Annotated in this window: 27 protein-coding genes and 1 pseudogene; 10 read left to right on the top strand and 18 right to left on the bottom strand. The window is 65.5% G+C overall.

The window, feature by feature from the left end; all coding sequences use genetic code 11:
• The first annotated feature begins 68 nt into the window (after window positions 1-68).
• Window positions 69-965, top strand: coding sequence for a 4-hydroxy-tetrahydrodipicolinate synthase family protein (locus ABID97_RS10915; protein ID WP_354398503.1), 897 nt, complete (start codon window positions 69-71; stop codon window positions 963-965).
• Here the strand turns inward: ABID97_RS10915 and ABID97_RS10910 are convergent.
• The 6 genes from ABID97_RS10910 to ABID97_RS10885 all read right to left on the bottom strand — a co-directional run bounded on the left by ABID97_RS10910 (window position 952) and on the right by ABID97_RS10885 (window position 7,257).
• The gene (locus ABID97_RS10910) at window positions 952-1,203 is read right to left on the bottom strand and encodes a MoaD/ThiS family protein (RefSeq protein WP_354398502.1); all 252 of its coding nucleotides are present in this window, start codon (window positions 1,201-1,203) and stop codon (window positions 952-954) included. The two genes, ABID97_RS10915 and ABID97_RS10910, sit on opposite strands and share 14 nt — an antisense overlap.
• A 9-nt stretch (window positions 1,204-1,212) precedes the next feature.
• Window positions 1,213-2,490, bottom strand: a complete 1,278-nt coding sequence (locus ABID97_RS10905) for a molybdopterin molybdotransferase MoeA (protein WP_354398501.1) — start codon at window positions 2,488-2,490, stop codon at window positions 1,213-1,215.
• Window positions 2,483-3,028, bottom strand: coding sequence for a molybdopterin-guanine dinucleotide biosynthesis protein B (gene mobB, locus ABID97_RS10900; protein ID WP_354398500.1), 546 nt, complete (start codon window positions 3,026-3,028; stop codon window positions 2,483-2,485). Before mobB ends, ABID97_RS10905 begins: the two co-directional genes overlap by 8 nt.
• An 89-nt stretch (window positions 3,029-3,117) precedes the next feature.
• Complete coding sequence (gene thrC, locus ABID97_RS10895) at window positions 3,118-4,533, bottom strand: threonine synthase (RefSeq protein WP_354398499.1); 1,416 nt, start codon at window positions 4,531-4,533, stop codon at window positions 3,118-3,120.
• 21 nt (window positions 4,534-4,554) lie between these two features.
• Window positions 4,555-5,877 carry a homoserine dehydrogenase gene (locus tag ABID97_RS10890; RefSeq protein WP_354398498.1) on the bottom strand — a complete coding sequence of 441 codons (1,323 nt, stop codon included), beginning with the start codon at window positions 5,875-5,877 and terminating at the stop codon, window positions 4,555-4,557.
• Window positions 5,878-6,024: 147 nt separating this feature from the next.
• On the bottom strand, window positions 6,025-7,257 hold the full coding sequence (locus ABID97_RS10885; RefSeq protein ID WP_354398497.1) for a pyridoxal phosphate-dependent aminotransferase: 1,233 nt from the start codon (window positions 7,255-7,257) through the stop codon (window positions 6,025-6,027).
• Window positions 7,258-7,357: 100 nt separating this feature from the next.
• Between ABID97_RS10885 and ABID97_RS10880 the strand changes: the two genes are divergently transcribed.
• The 7 genes from ABID97_RS10880 to ABID97_RS10850 all read left to right on the top strand — a co-directional run bounded on the left by ABID97_RS10880 (window position 7,358) and on the right by ABID97_RS10850 (window position 12,618).
• Window positions 7,358-7,741, top strand: coding sequence for an Mth938-like domain-containing protein (locus tag ABID97_RS10880; RefSeq protein ID WP_354398496.1), 384 nt, complete (start codon window positions 7,358-7,360; stop codon window positions 7,739-7,741).
• 136 nt (window positions 7,742-7,877) lie between these two features.
• Window positions 7,878-8,354, top strand: coding sequence for a peroxiredoxin (locus ABID97_RS10875; protein ID WP_007830801.1), 477 nt, complete (start codon window positions 7,878-7,880; stop codon window positions 8,352-8,354).
• A gap of 211 nt (window positions 8,355-8,565) precedes the next feature.
• The gene (locus ABID97_RS10870; protein ID WP_354398495.1) at window positions 8,566-10,377 is read left to right on the top strand and encodes a PhoH family protein; all 1,812 of its coding nucleotides are present in this window, start codon (window positions 8,566-8,568) and stop codon (window positions 10,375-10,377) included.
• A 150-nt stretch (window positions 10,378-10,527) separates the two neighbouring features.
• Window positions 10,528-10,899, top strand: coding sequence for a VOC family protein (locus ABID97_RS10865; RefSeq protein WP_354398494.1), 372 nt, complete (start codon window positions 10,528-10,530; stop codon window positions 10,897-10,899).
• Window positions 10,900-10,905: 6 nt separating this feature from the next.
• On the top strand, window positions 10,906-11,355 hold the full coding sequence (locus tag ABID97_RS10860; RefSeq protein ID WP_354398493.1) for an EVE domain-containing protein: 450 nt from the start codon (window positions 10,906-10,908) through the stop codon (window positions 11,353-11,355).
• A 23-nt stretch (window positions 11,356-11,378) separates the two neighbouring features.
• Complete coding sequence (locus tag ABID97_RS10855) at window positions 11,379-11,846, top strand: GyrI-like domain-containing protein (protein WP_354398492.1); 468 nt, start codon at window positions 11,379-11,381, stop codon at window positions 11,844-11,846.
• A gap of 55 nt (window positions 11,847-11,901) precedes the next feature.
• Window positions 11,902-12,618, top strand: a complete 717-nt coding sequence (locus ABID97_RS10850; protein ID WP_354398491.1) for a helix-turn-helix transcriptional regulator — start codon at window positions 11,902-11,904, stop codon at window positions 12,616-12,618.
• 10 nt (window positions 12,619-12,628) lie between these two features.
• On the opposite strand, the gene dnaB is transcribed toward ABID97_RS10850, so the two are convergent.
• The 7 genes from dnaB to ppsA form a co-directional block, all read right to left on the bottom strand.
• The gene (gene dnaB, locus ABID97_RS10845) at window positions 12,629-14,038 is read right to left on the bottom strand and encodes a replicative DNA helicase (protein ID WP_354398490.1); all 1,410 of its coding nucleotides are present in this window, start codon (window positions 14,036-14,038) and stop codon (window positions 12,629-12,631) included.
• Between the two features lie 175 nt (window positions 14,039-14,213).
• Complete coding sequence (gene rplI, locus ABID97_RS10840; RefSeq protein WP_093011867.1) at window positions 14,214-14,666, bottom strand: 50S ribosomal protein L9; 453 nt, start codon at window positions 14,664-14,666, stop codon at window positions 14,214-14,216.
• 12 nt (window positions 14,667-14,678) lie between these two features.
• A complete protein-coding gene (gene rpsR / locus ABID97_RS10835; RefSeq protein ID WP_007830781.1) occupies window positions 14,679-14,960 on the bottom strand; it encodes a 30S ribosomal protein S18 in 282 nt (93 codons plus the stop codon).
• A gap of 21 nt (window positions 14,961-14,981) precedes the next feature.
• On the bottom strand, window positions 14,982-15,299 hold the full coding sequence (gene priB / locus ABID97_RS10830; RefSeq protein WP_354398489.1) for a primosomal replication protein N: 318 nt from the start codon (window positions 15,297-15,299) through the stop codon (window positions 14,982-14,984).
• 4 nt (window positions 15,300-15,303) lie between these two features.
• A complete protein-coding gene (gene rpsF, locus ABID97_RS10825; RefSeq protein ID WP_028258846.1) occupies window positions 15,304-15,678 on the bottom strand; it encodes a 30S ribosomal protein S6 in 375 nt (124 codons plus the stop codon).
• Between the two features lie 113 nt (window positions 15,679-15,791).
• The gene (locus ABID97_RS10820) at window positions 15,792-16,313 is read right to left on the bottom strand and encodes a hypothetical protein (RefSeq protein WP_354401731.1); all 522 of its coding nucleotides are present in this window, start codon (window positions 16,311-16,313) and stop codon (window positions 15,792-15,794) included.
• Between the two features lie 198 nt (window positions 16,314-16,511).
• Window positions 16,512-18,905 (bottom strand): phosphoenolpyruvate synthase, encoded by a 2,394-nt coding sequence (ppsA, locus tag ABID97_RS10815; protein ID WP_354398488.1) that lies wholly within the window; start codon window positions 18,903-18,905, stop codon window positions 16,512-16,514.
• A 191-nt stretch (window positions 18,906-19,096) separates the two neighbouring features.
• On the opposite strand from ppsA, the gene ppsR reads away from it, so the two are divergent.
• A complete protein-coding gene (ppsR, locus tag ABID97_RS10810; protein WP_354398487.1) occupies window positions 19,097-19,918 on the top strand; it encodes a posphoenolpyruvate synthetase regulatory kinase/phosphorylase PpsR in 822 nt (273 codons plus the stop codon).
• Between the two features lie 34 nt (window positions 19,919-19,952).
• Here ppsR and ahpF read toward each other — a convergent pair.
• Window positions 19,953-21,523 (bottom strand): annotated as a pseudogene (gene ahpF, locus ABID97_RS10805) (alkyl hydroperoxide reductase subunit F).
• Window positions 21,524-21,612: 89 nt separating this feature from the next.
• Window positions 21,613-22,176: an alkyl hydroperoxide reductase subunit C gene (ahpC, locus tag ABID97_RS10800; RefSeq protein ID WP_007830764.1), complete on the bottom strand. Its 564-nt coding sequence runs from the start codon at window positions 22,174-22,176 to the stop codon at window positions 21,613-21,615.
• Between the two features lie 259 nt (window positions 22,177-22,435).
• On the opposite strand from ahpC, the gene bfr reads away from it, so the two are divergent.
• A complete protein-coding gene (bfr, locus tag ABID97_RS10795; RefSeq protein WP_354398486.1) occupies window positions 22,436-22,912 on the top strand; it encodes a bacterioferritin in 477 nt (158 codons plus the stop codon).
• A gap of 22 nt (window positions 22,913-22,934) precedes the next feature.
• Here the strand turns inward: bfr and ABID97_RS10790 are convergent, their stop codons facing one another.
• The 3 genes from ABID97_RS10790 to ABID97_RS10780 are packed head-to-tail and all read right to left on the bottom strand — an operon-like array spanning window position 22,935 to window position 24,522.
• Window positions 22,935-23,489, bottom strand: a complete 555-nt coding sequence (locus ABID97_RS10790; RefSeq protein ID WP_354398485.1) for a cytochrome b/b6 domain-containing protein — start codon at window positions 23,487-23,489, stop codon at window positions 22,935-22,937.
• Window positions 23,490-23,500: 11 nt separating this feature from the next.
• Window positions 23,501-23,797, bottom strand: coding sequence for a PepSY domain-containing protein (locus ABID97_RS10785; protein WP_354398484.1), 297 nt, complete (start codon window positions 23,795-23,797; stop codon window positions 23,501-23,503).
• Between the two features lie 38 nt (window positions 23,798-23,835).
• On the bottom strand, window positions 23,836-24,522 hold the full coding sequence (locus ABID97_RS10780) for a Fe2+-dependent dioxygenase (protein WP_354398483.1): 687 nt from the start codon (window positions 24,520-24,522) through the stop codon (window positions 23,836-23,838).
• Between the last annotated feature and the right edge of the window lies 1 nt (window position 24,523).

Here is a 24,523-nt window from a genome sequence, read left to right as displayed (position 1 = left end):
CCCCATCGGGTTGCGCGCGCATCGAACGACGGTTCTTTTTCCATCGGTCGATTCCCGTGAGGAAACGCGTGCCGCAATCATCATCTCTCTCCGCCAGCCCTGATTTCTCGGGCCTCTGGATCCCCCTTGTCACGCCGTTTCGCGGCGGCGCCATCGACCATGCCGCGCTCTCGGCATTGACGCGCCGGCTCGCCGGCGACGGCGTGGCCGGCTTCGTGGTCTGCGGTTCGACGGGCGAGGCCGCCGCGCTCGATGAGACCGAACAGCTCGCCGCACTCGAAACCGTGCAGGCTGCCGCCGAGGGACTGCCGATCGTCATGGGCCTCTCTGGCTACCACCTGGGCAAGACCACGGCCTGGGTGCGCCAGTTGGCCGAACACCGTCTGGCGGGTCTGCTGGTGCCCGCGCCACATTACATCCGCCCTTCGCAAGCCGGCCTGCTCGAATGGTTCCGGGCCATCGCCGACGCCAGCCCGGTGCCGGTGCTGATCTACGACATTCCCTACCGCACCGGTGCGACCCTGGCGCGCGAAACGCTGCTGGCGCTGGCCGAACACCCGCGCATTCGCGGCGTCAAGGACTGCGGCGGCGACATGGCCAAGACGCGCGCGCTGATTGCCGACGGCCGGCTCCAGGTGCTGTCTGGCGAAGACCACCAGATCTTCGCCACGGTGGCCGAAGGCGGCGCGGGCGCCATTGCGGCAAGCGGACATGTGCAGACGCGGCGCTTCGTGCAGGTGCTGCGCCTGCTCGCGGAGAACCGGCTTGCACAAGCGCGCGCCGAGTGGCAGCCGTTGCGGCCGCTGATCGAGTTGCTGTTTGCCGAACCGAACCCGGGGCCGGTCAAGGCGCTCCTGGCGCACGGCGGATCGATGAGCGGCGAACTGCGCTCGCCGATGACCCGCGCAACCGACGCGTTGCGAGATCGCCTCGTGGCCCTGGACGCCGGGCTCAGCCGCCGGTGACGGGTGGGAAGAAGGCGACCTCGCAGCCTTCGCGCAGCGCGGCCGCCTCGTCGCTCATGGCCTGGTCGAGCGCCATGCGCACGGCCTTGCCGCGCGCCAACGCCGTGGCGTAGGCGCCGCCGCGGGCGATGAGTTCGTCGCGCAGCGCGGCCAGCGTGCCAGCGGCGGTGTCGACGGTTTCACCGCTGGCGTCGAGTGCCTCGCGCACCGAGGCGAAGTAACGGATCTGGACCTTCATGGGTGCGTCTCAGGCCAGCAGCGAAGCCAGGGGAATGAACTTCACCGTGTCGCCGGCCCGGATGGCCTGGCCCGGCGGGTTGTCGATGATGCCGTCGCCCCAGACCATCGACGTCAGCACGCCCGAGCTCTGGTTGGTGAACAGGTCGAGCCCGCCGGCGGCGTTGCGGCGCGCGCGCAGGAACTCGCGGCGCTTGTCGGCGCGCGGCCAGTCGAAGTCGGCGCGCATGTGCACCGGCTCGGGCGCCACGCGCGTGGCGCCCTGCAGCGTCAGCAGGAAGGGGCGAACCAGCAGGAGGAAGGTCAGGAAACTGGACACCGGATTGCCGGGCAGGCCCGTGACGTGGCAGCGACCTTGCGCTTCGCCTCCGGCTCTCGCAATCGAGCCATAGGCGAAAGGCTTGCCGGGCTTCATGGAGAGCGACCACAGCTGCAGCTCGCCGAGCGCCTGGACCGCGGCCTTGATGTGGTCTTCCTCGCCCACGGAGACGCCGCCGGTGGTGATGATCAGGTCGCTGTGCTCGGCCGCACCACGCAGCGCCTCGATCGTGGCGTCGCGCTTGTCCGGCACGATGCCCAGGTCGTTCACCTCGCAGCCGAGCCGGTGCAGCAAGGCGCGCATGAAGAAACGGTTGGAGTTGTAGATTGCCCCGGGTTTCATGGCCTCGGGTGCGACTTCGCCGGGCATCACCAGTTCGTCGCCGGTCGACAGCAACGCGACGCGCGGCCGCCGCGCCACCTGGAGCCGATCGAAACCCACGCTCGCAGCGAGCCCGAGCGCGGCGGGTGTCAGGCGCTCGCCCTTGCGCAGCACCACGTCGCCGGAGGCCACGTCTTCGCCCGCGCGGCGAATCCACTGCCCGGCGGCGGGAACGGTCTCGATGCGAACCGTGCCGAGCGTGCCCTCCTGGGGCAGCGCCTGGGTGTCTTCCTGCATCACGATGGCATCCGCGCCTTCGGGTATCTGCGCGCCGGTGAAGATGCGTGCCGCGGTGCCGGCCGCGAGCGGCGTGCCCACGGTGCCGGCGGGAATGCGCTGCGCCACCTGGAGCACCGCGCCGGGCGCGGCGCAGTCGGCCACGCGCACCGCATAGCCGTCCATCGAGCTGTTGTCGCGCGGCGGCACGGTGAGCGCGGACACCAGGTCTTGCGCGAGCACGCGGCCGTCGGCGTCGAAGGTGGCGACGCTTTCGGCGGCCAGCCTGGGCTGCGCCTTGCCGAGCAGGCTTGCCAGCGCGTCGTCGAGCGCCATCAGCGGCGGGCGCGAAGGAGTCACGGAATCAGCCATGGTGTTCGGGGTTGTATTCGAAGCGGCTGCCGCTGTCGATCAACCACTGCGCGATGCCCTCGATGTCGTCGAGGTCGAAAAGGGGCAGGTTGGTGGGCTCCGGCAGGCTCGCGGGCGCGTTGGTGGCAATGGCGGTCACGAAGGCATCGTCGATGTACTTCGACGGCCGCGGCGGCTGGCCGTCTTCGGGGGCGCGCCAGACTTCGATCTTGAGCAGGTCGCTGTGCTTGAAGCCCTCGACCAGCACCCAGTCGACGCCGTCATGCAGTTCTGCAATGAGGTCGTGCACGGTGAGCTGCGCGGGCTGCTCGAACTCGCGGATCAGCGCCAGCCGTTTGTCCGATGCCACGACCACCTCGAAGGCCCCCGCCTCGCGATGGCGGTAGGTGTCCTTGCCGGGATGGTCGATGTCGAACTTGTGGTGCGCATGCTTGACCACCGACACGCGCTGCCCATGCAGCCTGAGCACCGGGATCAGGCGCTCGACCAGCGTGGTCTTGCCCGAACCCGAGTACCCGGAAAAGCCGATCACCTTCATGTCGAATTCCTGTGGCCGCCGACTATGCGGCAGGCGTATGCAGATGCAGATGCGGGGAAGCCATCGCAAGGCGAGGCTTGCGGCAAGGCTCAGTCACAGTTCTGGGCGATATAGGCCTTCACGGCCTCCACATCGGCCGGGAGCTTGACCACACGCTTGGGCAGCGCCTCGATGCCTTCGAACCTGGCCGGCCGCTCCGGCTCGTGGCCCAGGGCTTCGACCAGCGTGGCGGCGAACTTGATTGGCAGCGCGGTCTCGAGCACCACCATCGGCACGCCGGCCACGAGGTGTTCGCGCGCGGCCTTGAGGCCGTCGGCCGTGTGCGGATCGACCAGCGTGGCAAAGCGCTTGTCGGTGTCGCGGATGGTGGCCAGGCGGTCGGCATGCGTGCTGCGGCTGCTCTTGAAGCCGAAGCGCTGCGCAGCCTCGCCAAAGGCGGCGTCCGCGCTCAGGTCGAAGCGGCCCTGGCCGCCCAGTTCTTCGACGAACAGCGCGCGCAACCTGGCGGCATCGCGGCCCACGAGGTCGAAGATGAATCGCTCGAAATTGCTGGCCTTGCTGATGTCCATCGACGGGCTCGACGTTTCATGCGTGTCGACCGCCGCGCGCACGCGGTAGATGCCGGTGCGGAAGAACTCGTCGAGCACGTCGTTCTCGTTGGTGGCGACCACCAGCGTCTGGATGGGCAGGCCCATCATCCGCGCCACGTGGCCCGCGCACACGTTGCCGAAGTTGCCCGACGGTACGGTGAAGCTCACCGGCTTGTCGTTGGCGGCCGTGGCCTGGAAATAGCCTGCGAAGTAGTAGACGACCTGCGCGAGCAGGCGCGCCCAGTTGATGGAATTGACGGTGCCGATGCGGTACTTGCGCTTGAAGCCGAGGTCGTTCGACACCGCCTTGACGATGTCCTGGCAGTCGTCGAACACGCCGGTGATGGCGATGTTGTGGATGTTCTCGTCCTGCAGGCTGAACATCTGCGCCTGCTGGAACGGGCTCATGCGGCCGTCGGGCGAGGTCATGAAGACGCGCACACCCTTCTTGCCGCGCATGGCGTATTCGGCGGCGCTGCCGGTGTCGCCGCTGGTGGCACCCAGGATGTTCAGCTCCGCGCCGCGGCGGGCCAGCTCGTATTCGAAGAGGTTGCCCAGGAGCTGCATCGCCATGTCCTTGAAGGCAAGCGTGGGGCCACTGGACAGAGCCTCGAGGTACACGCCGTCCTCGAGCTCGCGCAGCGGCACGATCTCTTCGGTGCCGAACACCGCGGGGGTGTAGGTCCTGGCGCAGATGGCCTTCAGGTCGGCCGGCGGAATGTCGTCGATGTAGAGCGAGAGAATCTCGAACGCCAGTTCCGCATACGGCAGGCTGCGCCACCTGGCGAGCGTGGCGGTGTCGACTTGCGGGTAGTGCTCGGGCAGATACAGCCCGCCGTCGGGCGCCAGGCCTTCAAGCAGTATTTCGCAGAAACGCTTGCGGTCCGGATGGCCGCGGGTGCTCAGGTAGTTCACGTTGCTTCTCTTGCGCCGTCCTCAGGACAGCTCTTCCTTGCGGATGCGCACGATCGGCTGCAGCACCGTGGGCAGTGCCTGCAGTTCGGCGAGCACGTCGTTCACGGTGCCTTCGCGCGCGTCGTGCGTGAGGATGATCAGGTCGGTCTGGGTCGAGCCTTCGCCGCCCACTTCGTCGGCTTCGCGCTGCAGCACCGCGTCGATGCTGATGCCTGCGGTGGCGAGCAGGCCCGTCACCTTGGCGAGCACGCCGGCCTGGTCGGCCACGCGCAGGCGCAGGTAGTAGCTGGTGACGACCTCGGTCATCGGCAGCACCTGGAGGTCGCTCATTGCATCGGGGTGGAAGGCCAGGTGCGGCACGCGGTGCGCGGCGTCGGCCGTGTGCAGGCGCGTGATGTCGACGAGGTCGGCAATCACGGCACTGGCCGTCGGCTCGCTGCCCGCGCCCTTGCCGTAGTAGAGCGTGGTGCCCACGGCATCGCCATGCACCACCACGGCGTTCATGGCGCCCTCGACGTTCGCGAGCAGCCGCTTCGACGGCACCAGCGAGGGATGCACGCGCAGCTCGATGCCCTGCGCGGTGCGCTTGGTGATGCCCAGCAGCTTGATGCGGTAGCCGAGCTGCTCGGCGTACTTGATGTCCTGCGCGGCGAGCTTGGTGATGCCTTCGATGTGCGCCTTGTCGAACTGCACCGGAATGCCGAAGGCGATCGCGCTCATCAGCGTGACCTTGTGGCCCGCGTCGACGCCCTCGATGTCGAACGTGGGGTCGGCTTCGGCGTAGCCCAGGCGCTGCGCTTCCTTGAGCACGGTCGCGAAGTCCAGGCCCTTGTCGCGCATTTCCGAAAGGATGAAATTGGTGGTGCCGTTGATGATGCCGGCCAGCCACTGGATGCTGTTGGCTGTAAGGCCTTCGCGCAGCGCCTTGATGATCGGGATGCCGCCCGCCACCGCGGCCTCGAACGCGACCATCACGCCCTTGGCGTGCGCGGCCGCGAAGATCTCGGTGCCGTGCACGGCGAGCAGCGCCTTGTTGGCCGTGACCACGTGCTTGCCGGCCGCGATGGCCTCGAGCACCAGCTGCCGCGCGATGCCGTAGCCACCGATGAGTTCGACGACGATGTCGATGTCGGGGTTGGCGATGATGGCGCGCGCGTCGCTGACCACCTCGACGCCCTCGCCCGCCACTTCGCGCGCACGCGCCTGGTCGAGGTCGGCCACCATCGTGATCTCGATGCCGCGGCCCGCACGGCGCTTGATTTCTTCCTGGTTGCGCAGCAGCACCTTGAAGGTGCCGCTGCCGACGGTGCCTGCACCGAGCAGGCCTACTTGGATGGGTTTCATTGGAAGATTCGCGTTGATGGTTTGGATGGGGTGGCAGGCGGCACGCTCACGGCGGGGCTCAGCTTGCGCGGCAGGGTCCGGTCGCCGCCGCATGCGGCGGTGCATTGCGGCGCAACGCCCCGGGCCTCTTTGCCACGCGGGCGGATTTCATGACCCGGTCTTGCTGCGCAAGCGGTACTGCTCCAGGAACCTGGCGATGCGCTGGACGGCCTCGCGCAGGTCTTCCTCGTGCGGCAGGAACACGATGCGGAAATGGTCGGGCGTGGCCCAGTTGAAGCCGGTGCCCTGCACCAGCATCACCTTGGTTTCCTTCAGCAGTTCGAGGAAGAACTGCCGGTCGTCGTCGATGGGGTACACCTTCGGATCGAGCTTGGGGAACATGTAGAGCGCGGCGCTGGGCTTGACGCAGCTCACGCCCGGAATGGCCGTGATCAGTTCGTAGGCCAGGTCGCGCTGGCGCCGCAGCCGGCCGCCCTTGCCGACCAGGTCGTTGATGCTCTGGTAGCCGCCCAGCGCAGTCTGGATCGCCCATTGGCCCGGCACGTTGGCGCACAGGCGCATGTTCGAGAGCATGGTGAGGCCCTCGATGTAGTCGCGCGCCGGTTTCTTGTCGCCCGACACCACCAGCCACCCGGCCCGGTAGCCGCAGGAACGGTAGCTCTTGGAAAGCGAATTGAAGGTGAGTGTGAGCACGTCGTTCGACAGGCTCGCGATGGCCGTGTGCCGGACGTCGTCGTAGAGCACCTTGTCGTAGACCTCGTCGGCGAAGATCACCAGCCCGTGCTCGCGCGCGATGGCCACGATGCCGCGCAGCAACTCATCGGTATACAGCGCGCCGGTCGGGTTGTTCGGGTTGATCACCACGATGCCCTTGGTGCGCGGCGTGATCTTGGCGCGGATGTCGTCCAGGTTGGGCATCCAGCCGTTGTCCTCGTCGCAGAGGTAGTGCACCGGCTTGCCGCCCGACAGGCTGGTCACGGCGGTCCACAGCGGGTAGTCGGGCGCCGGAAGCAGCATTTCGTCGCCGTCGTTCAGGAGCGCGTTGGTCGCCATGGCGATGAGTTCGCTGGCGCCGTTGCCCAGGTAGATGTCGTCGAGCGTGACGCCGGCAATCCCCTGCTTCTGCGTCTCGTGCATCACGGCCTTGCGCGCCGCGAAGATGCCCTTGCTGTCCGAGTAGCCCGCCGAGCCCGGCAGGTTGCGGATCATGTCCTGCTGGACTTCCTCTGGCGCATCGAAGCCGAACACCGCGAGGTTGCCGATGTTGAGCTTGATGATCTTCTGGCCCTCTTCCTCCATCCGCTGGGCGGCCTCCATGATGGGGCCGCGGATGTCGTAGAGCACGTTGGCCAGCTTGGCCGATTTCTTGAACTGCTTCAAAGGGCCCTCCCGGGCGCGGGTTACTCGATGTCGAAAGGCCCTGGAGGGCCTCGTGTCACTGGGGAAAACCTATAATTTGACCACAGTTCCCAGTGCCCCGATGAAGCTCCAGCCCGACAAATCCGACGTCCAGTCCCTTACCGCCCACGGCCCCGGCTGGGTCGCGATCAACAACGAAAAGGTCGAGGGCAGCGTGGTGGTGGGCTCGCGCGGCGAACGCTTTGCGTGGGACTGCACCCGTTTCGACCAGCTGGGGCCCGAGCATTTCGCCCAGCTGGCGTCGCTGGGCGCGGAACTGATCATTTTCGGCAGCGGGACCCGCATCCGCTTTCCGCAAGCGGCGTGGCTCCAGCCCCTCATGGCCAAGCGCACCGGTGTGGAGACCATGGACACCCCGGCAGCCTGCCGCACCTACAACATCCTGGCCGGCGAAGGCCGCCACGTGATCGCCGCCCTGCTGGTCGAACCACCCCAGGTTGGCTGAGGGGGAGGTTTTCGGGGTAAAATACCGGGTTGCGAACAGGCCTGCTGCCCTCAGTTAGCAACGACCAATCCTCCATTTCGTCGAGTGTGCCTCAAAGCGCCCGATCCAATGGAAACCAACGGAGAAAACAAGATTCATGGCGATCGTTGTCAACAAACCCATTCCTGAATTCGACGCCAACGCCACGGGTGGCCTGAAAGTCTCGAATACCTCGCATCTCGGCCACGTGCTGGTCATGTATTTTTACCCGAAAGATAACACTCCGGGTTGCACGACCGAAGCCATGCAGTTTCGCGATCGCTACAAGGACTTCGAAAAGGCCGGTGCCACGGTGTTCGGCGTGTCCCGCGACAACATGAAGTCGCACGACGAGTTCAAGGCCAAGCTCGAGCTGCCGTTCGAACTCATCGCCGACACGGAAGAAAAAATGTGCCACATGTTCGGCGTGGTCAAGAACAAGATCATGTACGGCAAGAAGGTCAAGGGCATCGAGCGCAGCACCTTCCTGATCGGCGCCGACGGCATCCTGAAGGCCGAATGGCGCGGGCTCAAGGTCCCCGGCCATGTCGACGACGTGCTGAAGGCCGTCAAGGCGCTCAAGAAGGCCGCCTGACCGTTACAAGAAGCGCGGTCTGTGCGCTTTTGCTTCAGGCCGTGGGAATTGCCCAACGGACGGTGCAAACAGCGCAAGACGCGCCGCTGCGGGTGTGCATAATGGCCTCATGCCGTTGAGCTCCACGACCGCATCCCCCGAACAAAGCCGCCTTGGTCTACAGGCGGCTTTTTCGTTTTCTGGTTTCCACTTCCTGCGAGCGACCTGACACATGCCACTGCCCCCCGCCCCCACGAAACGCGCCGCATTGCTCTCGCCGGATGCGCACGATGCACCCGCCCGCTCCTCTCACCGGGGCTCGCGCCGCTCGGGCGAATCGCGTGCCGATTCGGCTTCCCCGAGCGGCTCGCAGCCGCTCGAACTGTTCGACCGGAATACCGCCGAGGCGGCAGGCGGCAGCGGCGAGGCCGCACCTTCGGCCCGCGGCAGGTCGAAACCCGCTCCTTCCCGCAACCCGGAGCGCAACCCCGAACGCGGCAATGACCGCAACCACGAGCAGCGCCCCGCAGCCCGCGGCGAACCCGAGGCGCCGCCTGCTGTCTACGTGCCCGCGCCTTCGCCTGTGGCGGCGCCGCAGGTTCCGACCCGTTCCAAGCGCGCCAAGTCGAACGGCGCCGCCAAGCTGTTCGTGCTCGACACGAACGTGCTGCTGCACGACCCGATGTGCCTGTTCCGCTTCGAGGAACACGACATCTTCCTGCCGATGATCGTGCTGGAGGAACTGGACGGCCACAAGAAGGGCACCACCGAAGTGGCGCGCAACGGCCGCCAGACCAGCCGCACGCTGGATGCGCTGGCCGGCACGCAGGACGCCGACATCGCCAAGGGCCTGAAGCTCGACACCACGGGGCACCGCGAGGCTGGCGGAAAGCTGTTCTTCCAGACCGAGCCGCTGGACTACTCGCTGCCGGTCAGCCTGCCCCAGGGCAAGGCCGACAACCAGATCCTGGGCGTGGTGCAGGCGCTGCGCGACCTCTATGCCAAGGACCAGCCCGGGCGTGCGAAGCAGGAGGTGGTGCTGGTGTCCAAGGACATCAACATGCGCGTCAAGGCGCGCGCCCTCGGCCTTGCCGCCGACGACTACCAGAACGACAAGACGCTGGAAGACGGCGACCTGCTCTATGCGGGCTCGCTCGCGCTGCCGCCCGACTTCTGGACCCGCCAGAGCAAGACGGTCGAAAGCTGGCAGAGCGGCAGCAACACTTTCTATCGCGTCAGCGGGCCGCTGGTGCCCAACCTGTACATCAACCAGTTCGTCTATTTCGAGGCGCCCGGCGAGCCGAGCATGTATGCGCGCGTCACCGAGATCCGCGACAAGACCGCCGTCTTCAAGACCTTGAAGGACTACAGCTCGGGCAAGAACGCCGTGTGGGGCGTGAACACGCGCAACCGCGAGCAGAACTTCGCGATGAACCTGCTCATGGACCCCGAGGTCGACTTCGTCACGCTCACCGGCACCGCCGGCACTGGCAAGACGCTGATGGCGCTGGCCTCGGGCCTGACGCAGGTGCTCGACGACCGGCGCTACACCGAGATCATCATGACCCGGGCCACCGTGAGCGTGGGCGAGGACATCGGCTTTTTGCCCGGCACCGAGGAAGAAAAGATGGGCCCCTGGATGGGCGCGCTCGACGACAACCTCGAGTTCCTCGCCAAGGGCGACGGCGGCGGCGCCGGCGAATGGGGCCGCGCGGCCACCAACGAGCTGATCCGCAGCCGCATCAAGGTCAAGAGCATGAACTTCATGCGCGGGCGCACCTTCCTGAACAAGTACGTGATCATCGACGAAGCGCAGAACCTGACGCCCAAGCAGATGAAGACGCTGATCACCCGGGCCGGCCCGGGGACCAAGATCATCTGCATGGGCAACCTCGCGCAGATCGACACGCCCTACCTGACCGAAGGCTCCTCGGGCCTGACCTTCGCGGTCGACAAGTTCAAGGGCTGGCCGCACGGCGGGCACATCACGCTGGCGCGCGGCGAACGCTCGCGCCTGGCCGACTTCGCGAGCGACGTGCTCTAGGCGCTTCGTCCGCCCCGATCGGGCCCGCGATGCTCCGCCGAGCATCGCGGGCTTTTTTCTTGCCCGTCGTGACAGGCTCCTGACAAGACGTTGTCAGGAGGCGGTCCGCACCATCGAGGCTCCTTCAACAACAACGAAAGAGAGTCCTTCATGCAAAACGCCATCAGCTGGTTCGAGATTCCCGTCGCCGACCTCGACCGCGCGCAGGCTTTCTACGAGACCGTGCTCGGCCGCAAGCTGCGCCGCGAGACCTTTGGCAGCGAGACGCTGGCCGTGTTCCCCTACGACGACCCGGCCACGGGCGGCGCCCTCCAGGCCGGCGCGAACGCCAGCGCACGCGCCGGCAGCGGCATCCGCATCTACCTGGACTGCATGCCCAGCATCGATGCCGTGCTCGCGCGCGTCGAGAAAGCAGGTGGCCAGATCGTCGAGCCGAAGTCCGCACTGCCGCCCGGCATGGGCTTCATCGCGCATCTGCGCGACACCGAGGGCAACGAAGTCGGCCTTCACGCCCTGGAGTGAACCGCAATGGCACAGCGCAACTGGATCGCCGTTGCCAGCGCCGAGCACGCCCGGCGCGGGCGCGACCACAAGCCGCTCGGCTTCATGCAGGTCGGCCATGGCAAGCTGGGGCCGCTCAAGCGCGTTGCAGCCGGCGACCGCGTGGCCTACTACGCGCCGGCCACGGTGTTCGGCGGCACGGACAAGCTGCAGAGCTTCGTGTCGATCGGCATCGCGCAACCTGGCGAGCCTTACGAATTCGATATGGGCGGGGGCTTCATCCCCTGGCGCCGCGACGTGGCCTACGCGCCTTCGCGCGAGGCGCCCATCGCTCCATTGATCGAGCACCTTGCCTTCGTCGAGAACCCGAGCCAATGGGGCTACAAGTTCCGCTTCGGCATGTTCGAAGTCAGCGATGCCGACATGATGCTGATCGCTCGAACCATGAAAGCCGACCTGAAGGCGCTCGCGCTTTGAGCGCCACAATCCCGACATCACCCATGCAGAAGACACACCCGATGGACCCCGTCCGCCAGCATCATGGCGCTTTCCACGTCGCCGGCCTCACCGGCCGAACGACCAACCGCGCGGAGGACGATCCCGCGACCGCCCGCATCGGCGCGCTGTGGAATCGCTTCTTCGGCGAAGAGACCTACCGGTCGACGCCCGATCGCACAAGCGACGCCCGTATCTTCGGTGTCTATTCCAGCTACGAATCCGATGCTGATGGCGCCTTCGACGTGACGGTAGGCGTGGCCGTCGCGGATGCAAGGGGCAGCGTAGCCATCGAGCCCGGCGACTACCTCGTCTTCGAGGGCCAGGGTGAAATGCCGCAGATGGTGGTCGCCACCTGGGAGCGCATCTGGCAGTATTTCGAGGCGCACCCGGAAATCACGCGCCGCTACCGCAGCGATTTCGAAGCCTACGAGGGGCCGGACAAGGTGGCGATCCACATCGGAGTTTCATGAGTACACCCCAGGGCTGGCCCCGCGAGGTCGCACCAAAATTGCAAGGAGCGCGCTGATGCGCCGCGCCGACCGCCTCTTCCAGCTCGTGCAGCTGATCCGCGGCCGCCGGCTCACCACGGCCGCCTTCCTCGCGCAGCGCCTGGAAGTGTCGGAGCGCACGGTGTATCGCGACGTGGCCGACCTGCAGCACCAGGGCGTACCGATCGAAGGCGAAGCCGGCGTGGGCTACCGGCTCGGCGCGGGCTTCGAGCTGCCGCCGCTGATGTTCACGCAGGAGGAGGCTTCAGCGCTCGTGGCTGCGGCACGGCTGGCGCAGAGCTGGGTCGATCCGGCGCTGGCACGCAACATCGAAACCGGGCTGGGCAAGATCCTCTCGGTCCTGCCCGCGGCGGCCCGCGTCTCGGCGGAAGCACTGGCGCTCTATGCGCCCGCGCTGGGCCTGGACGATGCCATGCGCAATCGGCTCCAGACCTTGCGTGAGGCCGTGGAGGCACGCCAGAAGCTGCGCCTCAGCTACCGTGACGTGTCGGGCGATGCCAGTGAACGCACCGTGCGCCCGCTCGGCTGCTTCTACTGGGGCAAGGTCTGGACGCTGTCTACCTGGTGCGAACTGCGCAGCGACTTTCGCGGTTTTCGCATCGACCGCATGGACGCGGTCGAGGTGCTGCCAGAGCGCTTTCGCGACGAAGCGGGCAAGACGCTGGCCGACATGCTGCGCCAGGTGAAGGCCCGCTCGGCGGAAGCAAAGCGGCTCGAGCAGCAACCACAATAGCCGGGCAGCGTCAGTAGTCGTCGCTGCTGCCGTAGCTGGCCATGTTCTCGAACTTGGTGAGCGGCTTCAGGAAGGTCAGCTTGACGGTGCCCGTGGGACCGTTGCGGTGCTTGCTGATGATCACCTCGGCGACGCCCGGCTCCTTGCTGTTCTTGTCGTAGTAGTCGTCGCGGTAGATGAACATGATGATGTCCGCGTCCTGCTCGATGGCGCCGGATTCGCGCAGGTCGCTCATCATGGGACGCTTGTCGGTGCGGCTTTCAACGCCGCGGCTCAACTGCGACAGCGCGATCACCGGGCACTTGAGCTCCTTGGCGAGCATCTTCAGGCCCCGCGAAATTTCGCCCACCGCTGTGGCGCGGTTTTCGTCGTTCATGCTGGTCGACACGCTCATGAGCTGCAGGTAGTCGACCACGATGAGCCCCAGCCGCCCGTACTGGCGCGCGAGGCGGCGCGCGTTGGCGCGCAGCTCGCTGGTGGTGAGGCCCGGCGTCTCGTCGATGTGCAGCGACACATTGCGCAGCTTCTCGATCGCCTCGGTCAGGCGCGGCCACTCTTCGTCGCTGAGCTTGCCGGTACGCAGGTGCCCCTGGTCGATGCGGCCGATGGAGCCGACGATACGCACCGCGAGCTGCGAAGCGCCCATTTCCATCGAGAAGACCGCCACCGGCAACCCTTCGTTGAGCGCCACGTGCTCGGCGATGTTGATGGCCAGCGAGGTCTTGCCCATGGAGGGACGCGCCGCCAGCACGATCATGTCGCCCGGCTGCAGGCCCGAGGTCATCTTGTCGAACTCGTAGAAGCCGGTGCGCACGCCGGTGATGTCGTTCGGGTTCTCCGCCATCTCCGTCACGCGGTCGAGCAGTTCGACCACCAGGGCATCCATGCTCTGGAAGCCCTGCTTCATCCGCGTGCCTTCTTCGCCGATGTTGAAGATCTTCTGCTCGGCCTCGTCCAGGATCTTGTCGACCGACTTGCCTTGCGTGTTGAAGGCGTTGGTCGCGATCTCGTCGCTCGCGGACACGAGCTTGCGCAGGATCGAGCGCTCGCGCACGATCTCCGCGTAGCGTCGGATGTTGCTTGCGCTCGGCACGTACTGCGCGAGCGAGTTCAGGTACACCAGGCCCCCGATTTCCTCCGCCTTGCCAAGGCCCTGCAGCTGCTCGTACACGGTGATCACGTCGGCCGGCTTGCTGGCATTGATCAGCCCCCCGATGGCCGCGTAGATCAGCTTGTGCTCATGGCGGTAGAAGTCGCCGTCCACCAGCAGGTCGCCCATGCGGTCCCACGCGCCGTTGTCGAGCAGCAGCCCGCCGAGCACGCTCGATTCGGCCTCGATCGAGTGAGGCGGAATGCGAAGCTTGCCGACCTGGCGATCGGCCGACGGGTCGTTGTCGGCATAGGAGAAAACGGCGGACATGGGACCTTGATGAGTGAACGGGGATGCTACGCGCGCCGGGGCTGCGGCGCTACGCATAACTCTGTGAACGTGCTGTGCAAAACCCTGTGGACAGCCACTGGACAAAAGCGGCGGCCAAAAGACAAAAGCCGCCCGGAGGCGGCTTTTGTGGCAGCGCACCAGGCGCTGTGGGCGGTCAGGCGGTTTCGCCGTAGACCGTGACGGTGATGTCGACCACCACGTCGGTGTGCAGCGCAACGCTCACGGTGCTGTCGCCGACGACCTTGATCGGGCCGTTGGGCAGGCGCACTTGCGACTTGGCAACCTTGTAGCCCTGCTTGCCGAGTTCTTCGGCGATGTCGCCGTTGGTGACCGAGCCGAACAGGCGGCCGTCGACGCCGGCCTTTTGGGTCAGCTTGACGGTCGTGCCACCGAGCTTCTCGCCTTGGGCTTGCATTTCGGCCAGCTTGGCGGCCGCAGCCTTTTCGAGTTCGACGCGCTTGGCTTCGAATTCGGCCTTGTTGGCGGCGGTGGCGCGGCGGGCGCGGCCCGTCGGGATCAGGAAGTTGCGGGCGTAGCCGTCCTTGACCTTGACGATATCGCCCAGGGCACCGACGTTCAGAACCTTGTCCAGAAGAATGATTTGCATGGTGACGGCTCCTTAGACGCGGTGCTGGTCGCTGTACGGCACCATCGCGAGGAAGCGTGCGCGCTTGATCGCGGTGTTGAGCTGGCGCTGGTAGATCGCGCGCGTGCCGGTCAGGCGTGCGGGGATGATCTTGCCGTTTTCGCTGATGAAGTCACGCAGCGTGTCGATGTCCTTGTAGTCGATTTCCTCGACGCCAGCGACGGTGAAACGGCAGAAGCGCTTGCGCTTGAACAGCAGCGACTGGGTGTTGCGCTTCGGGCGCTTGTCTTTGTTGAATTTCTTGAACGTGGCCATTTGGGGACCTCTTGTCGAAAATTAATCTTGCTGAAAATCCTGGATGTGCAGGACCGGATGCTTGCCGTTGCCCGGTGTCGCGAGAAATCCCTGAAAACGCCAGAGGCTTCCCATCGACTGCGTTGCGAGCCGTTCGGCGATGGCGCCGAAGGCAACGGCCTTGAGGGCCGTCTTCACCTGCCTGGACTTTCCTGCCTCCTGGAGCGTCGATTCGTGTTCGAGCTTCAGGTCGATGGCGGGAAGGCCGGCGGGCGTGTATCGCAAGGCTCCGAGTTCGGCAACAGAGGCGGTCAGCACAAGCTGATTGACCCCGGTTGCCGCAGCAGCGGCAGCGGTCACGCCATCAGCTGTTGTTGGCGGCGTATTCGGCCTGCTGGGCCTTGCGTGCTTCTTCGCGCTCGACCGTCTTCATCATCGACGAAGGACCGGTTTCGGCCTTCTTCTTCTGGACGGTGAGGTGGCGCAGCACGGCGTCGTTGAACTTGAACGCGTGTTCGAGTTCGCCCATCACGGTTTGCTCTGCTTCAATGTTGACGCACAGGTAGTGCGCCTTGTTGAGCTTGTTGATCTGGTAGGCCAGCTGGCGGCGGCCCCAGTCTTCAACGCGGTGGATCTTGCCACCGCCGGCCGTGATGAGGCCCTTGTAGCGCTCCAGCATGGCCGGAACTTGTTCGCTCTGATCCGGGTGGATCAGCAAAATGATTTCGTAGTGACGCATGGCACTCCTTGTGGATTCTTCCGTAGAAGAGGAAAAGCCACCTGCAGCGTCGGGCGCAGTGTGGCAAGGCAAAGCCGGCTATTGTAGCACGGCTGGTGCAATGCTTGTCCAGCTCAGTCGTTGAGCGCCTTGTCGAGGGCGGCTGCCTTCTCGGGGCCCACGGCGGCGCGGATCTTGGGTGCCAGCGCGGCCAGGTCGTCGTAGCTGCCGGTGCCCTCGACCTGCAGGTTGAGCCGGAAGCCCTTCAGTCCGAGGGCGCCCGTCAACTGGGTCGCGATCGGATAGGCGTCCTTGTAGCGCTGCTGCTTGCTGCGCCCTGAGGGAGCGGCCGCAGGCGGCACGGTCTCGGCCGGCTTTGGCTCGGGTGCCGACACTGGCGCAGCGGGTGCGCTGCCACCCGCCGGCGTGTCGACTGCCGGCACTGGGACGGGGGCCTTGCTGCCCGCCGCCGGTCCGAGCAGGCCCAGCGTGACCAGTTGATCGACCTCCTCCCGCGCGATGCCTGTTCCGGCAATCACCTCGTCGATCGAGCGCTTGCCGTCGAACAGGATGAACGCGGTACGCTGGCGCGGCGAGAGGGGTACCGAGCGATCTTTGAGAACCTGCTGTCCGGCGTCTGTCTTGACAAGAATCATGATGGTTTCTTCCGCAATATGCCGGCGGGCGCAGCCACGAGCGGTTTTCGCCATGCGCATTCCGCAAGCGGCCGAGCCAGCCCTGTGAGCTTACAGGTCTGACACGAGTAACACATTCTGATTCATTTCAGCTGACGGCGAGGCAGGAATTTCCCGGTGGCTGTCGCGCGACAGGGGCGCAGCGCGCCCCTGCGCCGTTCAACGCTTGGCGAGCTGCTGCCAGGTATCGATCACGCTGTCGGGGTTGAGCGAAATCGATTCGATGCCCTGCTCCGCCAGCCAGAGCGCAAAGTCGGGATGGTCGCTGGGGCCTTGGCCGCAGATGCCCACGTACTTGCCCTCGGCCTTGCAGGCCTTGATGACACGGCTCAGCAGCGCCTTGATGGCGGGGTCGCGCTCGTCGAAGTCGGCAGCCAGCAGCTCGAGGCCGGAGTCGCGGTCCAGGCCGAGCGTGAGCTGGGTCAGGTCGTTCGAGCCGATCGAGAAACCGTCGAAGAACTTCAGGAACTCCTCGGGCAGGATCGCGTTGCTCGGCACCTCGCACATCATGATCAGCTTGAGCTCGTTCTCGCCGCGCTTCAGGCCGTGCTCGCCCAGCAGCGTGGTCACGCGTTCGGCCTGGCCGAGGGTGCGCACGAAGGGCACCATGATCTGCACGTTGACCAGGCCCATGTCGTTGCGCACGCGCTTCAGCGCCTCGCATTCCATGGCGAAGGCTTCGCCGAAATCCTTGCTCAGGTAGCGCGCCGCACCGCGGAAGCCGAGCATGGGGTTTTCTTCTTCCGGCTCGTAGCGGCTGCCGCCGATCAGCTTGCGGTACTCGTTCGACTTGAAGTCGGACAGGCGCACGATGACCTTCTTGGGCCAGAACGCTGCCGCAATGGTCGCGATGCCTTCGGCCACCTTGTCGACATAGAAGGCGCGCGGCGAGGCGTGGCCGCGGGCCACCGACTCGACGGCTTTCTTCAGGTCGTTGTCGACGTTCGGATAGTCGAGGATCGCCTTCGGGTGCACGCCGATGTTGTTGTTGATGATGAATTCGAGCCGCGCCAGGCCCACGCCGTGGTTCGGCAGCTGCGCAAAGTCGAAGGCGAGCTGCGGGTTGCCCACGTTCATCATCAACTGGATGTCGATCTCGGGCATCACGCCGCGCTGCACTTCGGTGACCTCGGTCTCGAGCAGGCCGTCGTAGATGAAGCCGGTGTCGCCTTCGGCGCAGCTCACGGTCACCAGCGTGCCTTCCTTCAGCAGGTCGGTGGCGTCGCCGCAGCCCACCACGGCGGGAATGCCGAGCTCGCGCGCAATGATGGCCGCGTGGCAGGTGCGCCCGCCGCGGTTGGTGACGATGGCGGCGGCGCGCTTCATCACCGGCTCCCAGTTGGGGTCGGTCATGTCGGTGACGAGCACGTCGCCGGCCTGCACCTTGTCCATCTCGCTGATGTTGTGCACGAGACGCACGGGGCCGGTGCCGATCTTCTGGCCGATGGCGCGGCCTTCGGCCAGCACGGCGCCTTTGCCCAACAGCTTGTAGCGCTGCTCGGCCTTGCCCTGCTGCTGGCTCTTCACGGTCTCGGGACGGGCCTGCAGGATGTAGAGCTGGCCATCGGTGCCGTCCTTGCCCCACTCGATGTCCATCGGCCGGCCGTAGTGCTCCTCGATCACCAGCGCGTACCTGGCGAGCTGCTCCACGTCGGCGTCGCTGAGCGAATAGCGGTTGCGCTGCTCGGTCTTGACGTCGGTGGTCTTGACCAGCTTGCCGCTGGCCTTCTTCTCTTCGGGCGTGGCGAACTCCATCTGGATCAGCTTGGAGCCCAGGTTGCGGCGGATCACCGCGCGCTTGCCGGCGCGCAGCGTAGGCTTGTGCACATAGAACTCGTCGGGGTTCACGGCGCCCTGCACCACCGTCTCGCCCAGCCCGTAGCTGGAGGTGATGAACACCACGTCTTCGAAGCCCGACTCGGTGTCGATGGTGAACATCACGCCCGCTGCACCGAGATCGGAACGGACCATGCGCTGCACTCCGGCCGAGAGCGCCACCACGTCGTGGGCAAAGCCCTTGTGCACGCGATAGCTGATGGCGCGGTCGTTGTAGAGCGATGCGAAGACTTCCTTCATCTTGTGCAGCACGTCGTCGATGCCGACCACGTTGAGGAAGGTCTCCTGCTGGCCGGCAAAGGAAGCGTCGGGCAGGTCTTCGGCGGTGGCCGACGAGCGCACGGCGAACGAGGCGGCCGGATTGCCTTCGCTCAGCTTCGCGAACGCCTCGGCGATGGCTTTCTGCAGGTCGGCCGGAAACGGCTGGGCCTCGACCATGGCGCGGATCTCTGCGCCGGCCACGGCCAGCGCCCGCACGTCTTCGGTGTCCAGCGCGGCGAGCCGCTTGCTGATCTTGTCGGCCAGCCCGTCGTGCGCCAGGAACTGGCGAAAGGCGTGCGCCGTGGTCGCGAAGCCCGTGGGCACCCGCACGCCCTCAGGCAGCTGCGAGATCATTTCGCCGAGGCTGGCGTTCTTGCCGCCGACCGACTCGACGTCGGTCATCCTCAGGTTTTCAAACGGTACGACCAGGGCGGTCGCGTCGAAAAGTGCAGACATGGGAAAGCTCCAGAAGTTGAAACCGGTGCTGCATGCAGGCGGCGCGGCACGATCGTTGTCGTTGCTTTGGGTGCGGGCGCGGCGTGCATGGAAAGAATTAGGGCAAGGGAAAGCGGATTCCCGATAATGGCCCGGATTGTAGGCGTGGCGAGGTTGCACGCGCCGCAGGACAAGGCCGCAAGAGCTACACCATGCACACACGCACCGTTTTCTTCATTTCCGACGGCACCGGCATCACCGCCGAAACTTTCGGTAACGCCGTGCTCGCGCAGTTCGAGATGAAGCCGCGCCATGTCCGGCTGCCGTTCACCGATACCGTCGACAAGGCGCACCAGGCCGTGCGGCAGATCAATCACACGGCCGAGCTGGAGGGCGTTCGCCCCATCGTCTTCACCACGCTGGCCAACATGGAGGTGCTCGAAGTCATCGAGACCGGCTGCAAGGGCATGCTGCTCGACATGTTCGGCACCTTCGTGCGGCCGCTGGAAATCGAGCTGGCGGTGAAGTCGAACCATCGGATCGGCCGCTTCAGCGACGTCAGCAAGAGCAAGGAATACGACGCCCGCATCGCGGCCATCGACTTCAGCCTGGCCCATGACGACGGCCAGAGCAACCGCGACCTCGAAGGCGCCGACGTGATCCTGGTGGGGGTGAGCCGCAGCGGCAAGACCCCCACGTCGCTCTACCTGGCCATGCAGCACGGGCTGAAGGCGGCCAACTATCCGCTGATCCCGGAAGATTTCGACCGCCGGCAGCTGCCTCCGGCGCTCATGCCGCACCGCAAGAAGATCTTCGGGCTCACGATCCAGCCCGAGCGGCTGAGCCAGATCCGCAACGAGCGCCGGCCCGACTCGCGCTACGCCAGCCTGGAGAACTGCCGCCACGAGGTGAGCGAGGCCGAGGCGATGATGCGCCGCGCGGGCATCCGGTGGCTTTCGACGACGACCAAGTCGATCGAGGAAATCGCCACGACCATCCTGCAGGAGCTCAAGCCGGAGCGGCTGGTCTACTGAACCCGCCGCCCGGCCTGCCCGCCGCTGCTGGGCTTCAGGCGGCAGCCTGCTCGGCCGGGGCCGAGGTCCGGATCAGGTGATCGAACGCACCCAGCGCCGCCTTCGCGCCATCGCCGGCCGCGATGATGATCTGCTTGAACGGCACCGTGGTCACGTCGCCGGCCGCAAACACGCCCGGCACCGAGGTCTGCCCCCTGGCATCGACCACGATCTCGCCATGCTTCGTGAGTTCAACCACGCCCTTGAGCCAGTCGGTGTTGGGCACCAGGCCGATCTGGATGAACACGCCTTCGAGCTCGACCTTCTTCAGCTCGCCCGTCGCGCGGTCCTTGTAGACCAGGCCGTTCACCTTCTGGTCGCCGGTGATCTCCGTGGTCTGCGCGTTGGTGAACACGTCGACGTTCTGGAGGCTCTTGAGCTTGCGCTGCAGCACGGCGTCGGCGCGCAGCGCAGTGTCGAACTCGATCAGCGTGACATGGCCGACGATGCCCGCGAGGTCGATGGCCGCTTCGACGCCCGAGTTGCCGCCGCCGATCACGGCCACGCGCTTGCCCTTGAACAGCGGCCCGTCGCAGTGCGGGCAGTAGGCCACGCCCTTGTTCTTGAACTCGTGCTCGCCGGGCACGTTGATGTTGCGCCAGCGGGCGCCGGTCGAGATGATGATCGACTTGCTCTTGAGCGAAGCGCCGCTTTCGAGCTGCACCTCGATCAGGTCCTTGCCCGGTACCAGCGCCTTGGCGCGCTGCAGGTTCATGATGTCGACGTCGTAGTCGCGCACGTGCTCCTCGAGCGCATGGGCGAACTTGGGCCCCTCGGTTTCCTTGATGGAAATGAAGTTCTCGATGCCCAGCGTGTCCAGCACCTGCCCGCCAAAGCGCTCCGAAGCCACGCCGGTGCGGATGCCCTTGCGCGCCGCATACACGGCCGCCGCGGCACCGGCGGGGCCACCGCCGACGATCAGCACGTCGAACGGGTCCTTGGCGGCGATCTTCTGCGCCTCGCGCTCTACGCCGCTGGTGTCGATCTTCGCAAGGATTTCTTCCAGGCTCATGCGGCCCTGGCCAAACTCCGTGCCGTTCAGGAACACGGTCGGCACGGCCATGATCTGGCGTTCCTTGACCTCGTCCTGGAAGGTGCCGCCCTCGATCATCGTGGTGCGGATGCGCGGGTTCTGGATCGCCATCAGGTTCAGCGCCTGAACCACGTCGGGGCAGTTGTGGCAGGTGAGCGAAACGTAGATCTCGAACTCGAAATCGCCGTCGAGCGCGCGGATCTGGTCGAGCACCGCCTGCTCGACCTTGGGCGGATAACCGCCGATCTGCAGCAGCGCCAGGATCAGCGACGTGAATTCATGGCCCATCGGCAGGCCGGCAAAACGCGGGCCGTGGTTCTCGCTCGGGCGGTTGACCGAGAAGGAAGGCTTGCGATGGTTGTCGTCGCGGCTTTCGGTCAGCTTAACCAGCGGCGACGCTTCGGCAACGTCCTTCAGGAGCGACAGCATCTCGCCCGAGGCCTTGCTGTCGTCGAGCGAGGCGACGATCTCGATCGGCTGGGTGGCGCGTTCGAGGTAACTCTTCAACTGGGTTTGGTGCTGGCGTCGAGCATGACGGACTCTCTTTCGATATCTTAAAACTATCAACTGGGAACAAAAAAGCCCGGGGCCTCGTGAGCGCCCGGGCTTTCGCGCGGGACGCTTAGATCTTGCCGACGAGGTCGAACGACGGTGCAATGGTCTTGTCGCCCTCATTCCACTTGGCCGGGCAGACTTCGTTCGGATGGGCGGCGGTATAGACCGCTGCCTTCAGCTTGCGCAGGGTTTCCTTGACGTCGCGGGCAATTTCGTTGGAGTGCACTTCGGCGGTCTTGATGATGCCCTCGGGGTTGATGACGAAAGTGCCGCGCAGCGCCAGGCCTTCTTCGGGGATGTGCACACCGAAGGCGTTGGTCAGCGTGTGCGTGGGGTCGCCCACCAGCGGGAACTTGGCCTTGCCGACTGCGGGCGAGGTGTCGTGCCAGACCTTGTGCGAGAAGTGCGTGTCGGTGGTCACGATGTAGACCTCGGCACCCAGTTTCTGGAACTCGGGGTAGTTGTCGGCCGCGTCCTCGACTTCGGTCGGGCAGTTGAACGTGAAGGCTGCGGGCATGAAGATCAGCACGGACCATTTGCCCTTGAGCGTCTCGTCGGACACGTCGATGAACTTGCCATTCAGGTAGGCCTGGGTCTTGAAGGGTTGGACTTGGGTGTTGATCAGGGACATGGTGATTCCTTGGATGCTGCAGGTGGACAAAAATAAGTGCGAGCCATGAGTATACCTACCATATAGGACAAATTCATAGTAAAGAACTATCGAATGTATCGCCGAGGTCTATGAAAGACAAGGCCGTGCTTGCGTCACGCGATGCTCGAATACGAACGTGTATCACCATCAAACGCATGCAGACCGTTGCAGCATGGGTTTGCTTGCAACTGCTCGCCTGCCCCTCTCACAATCCCTACTTTGAGAACAAGGAAAAAACATGAAGGGCGACCCCAAGGTCATCGAACATCTGCAGGCGCAGCTCAAGAATGAGCTCACCGCAATCAACCAGTACTTCCTGCACTACCGCATGCTCAAGCACTGGGGCCTGGACAAGCTGGCCAAGAAGGAATACGAGGAATCGATCGGCGAAATGAAGCACGCCGACAAGCTGATGGACCGCATCTTCATGCTCGACGGCCTGCCGAACCTGCAAGACCTGGGCAAGCTGAACATCGGTGAAGACGTGCCCGAACTGCTGGGCTGCGACCTGGGCGCCGAAACCGGCGCCCAAGCCACCATCAAGGACGGCATCGCCTACTGCGAAACGGTGCGCGACTACGTCTCACGCGACCTGCTGCAGGAAATCCTGGACGACACGGAAGAGCACATCGACTTCCTGGAAACGCAGATCGAGCTGATCGACAAGGTCGGCCTGCAGAACTACCTGCAATCGCAAATGGGCGAACTCGGCTGATCGGCGAGCCGGGCGGCCGGCGTCAGTCGACGTCGCCCGGCGACTTGGCGCGCTTGCGCCCGCTGACCATGGCGGCCACCAGGTTCTCCCTGTGCCGCCAGCTCGTGAAGACGACGCCGGCCACATGCAGCGCAATCAGCGCCACCAGCATCCAGGCCAATGTGCGGTGAAGCCATTCCACCCACGCCAGTCCCCAGAACATGTCGAGCGAATACATCCACCCCGTCACGCCGACGACAGCCACCGTCGCCAAGAGCGCAAGCACCATCCAGCCGCCCAGCGGGTTGTGGCCCAGGTAGCGCTTTTCGCGCCCGTCAAATACTTCGGCCGCATAGCGCACCACCGCGGGGGGAGATCGCACGAACTGGCGAAAGCGCGCATAGTGCCCGCCGAGCCCGCCACCGACGCAGCGGCCGGCGACCAAAGCCAGTGCTGCGTAGCCTGCCCACTCATGCTGGCGCAGCAGCGCCTCGCCGCTGAACCATGCCACGGCAATGGCGGCCACCAGCGCCCAATGGGTCGCACGCAGCCAAAGCGCCCAGACCGGCGTCGATGGACGCCCGGAAGCCGCAGGCACCGAGCCGATCCTCAGGACGGCTGCTTCACCTGCCCGACCTTCTCGAAGGTCTTGGGGTCGAAGAACACTTCGGCGCGCTGCCCTTTCTCGTCGAAGCCGTAGACCTCGTAGCAGCCGTTGAAGTTCTTTATCTGGCGGACCTTCCAGCCTTCGGAGGTCAGCTTGCGCTGCAGTTCCATCTGCGGGCGCATTTCCTCCTTGGGGACCGGCGCGCACTTGACCGCGTCGTGCTCGACGAACTGGGCCGATGCGGATGCCGACCAGAGGACCGCGGATGCGGCCGCGAGGCAAAGAAGTGACTTGTTCATGAATGAATCTCCTGGCGTTGCAGGCGCCACGCCGCGGCTCAGACGTCGAGCCACATGCGCAGCAGGTTGTGATAAGTGCTGGTGAGGCCGATCACGCCCGGATCGGTCTCGCCATATTGGCTGCGCAGATGGCGCAGGTGGTTGTCCATCTCGAACAGCAGGCGGCGCTGCTCGTCGCTGCGCACCATGCTCTGGATCCAGAAATAGCTCGCGATCCGGAAGCCGCGCGTCACCGGCAGCACCCGGTGAACGCTGGTGCCCGGATAGAGCACCATGTCGCCGGCTGCGAGCTTGACGCGCTGGGTGCCGAAGGTGTCCTCGATCACGAGTTCGCCGCCATCGTATTCGTCGGGTCCGGCCAGGAACACGGTGCAGGAAATGTCGGTCCGGACCCGGCCCGTGCCGTCGCGCAGGAATCGCACCGCGCTGTCCACGTGATTGCCGAAGCTGTTCGACGTGCCGCCGTAGCGATTGAACAGCGGCGGCGAGATCTGCTTGGGAAGCGCGGCGGAGAAGAATATCTGGTGCCGCTCGAGCCCGCGCAGCAGCAATTGCTGGACCGCGCGGGTTTCCTCGCAGTCTTCCCTCAACTGCTCGTTGTTCTTCGCCTTGGCCGATTGCTCGCCAGCGGTCAGGCGGCCGTCCTCCCAGGGTGCTTGGCCCAGGATTTCCCTGGCATGGCGAACTTCGTCAGGCGAAAGGACTTCGCGAATGTGCAAGAGCATG

The organism is Variovorax sp. OAS795 (genome assembly GCF_040546685.1).
Taxonomy (GTDB): Bacteria; Pseudomonadota; Gammaproteobacteria; order Burkholderiales; family Burkholderiaceae_C; genus Variovorax.
The sequence above is the reverse complement of the archived record's forward strand: the minus strand, read 5'-3'. Positions and strand labels throughout refer to the sequence as shown.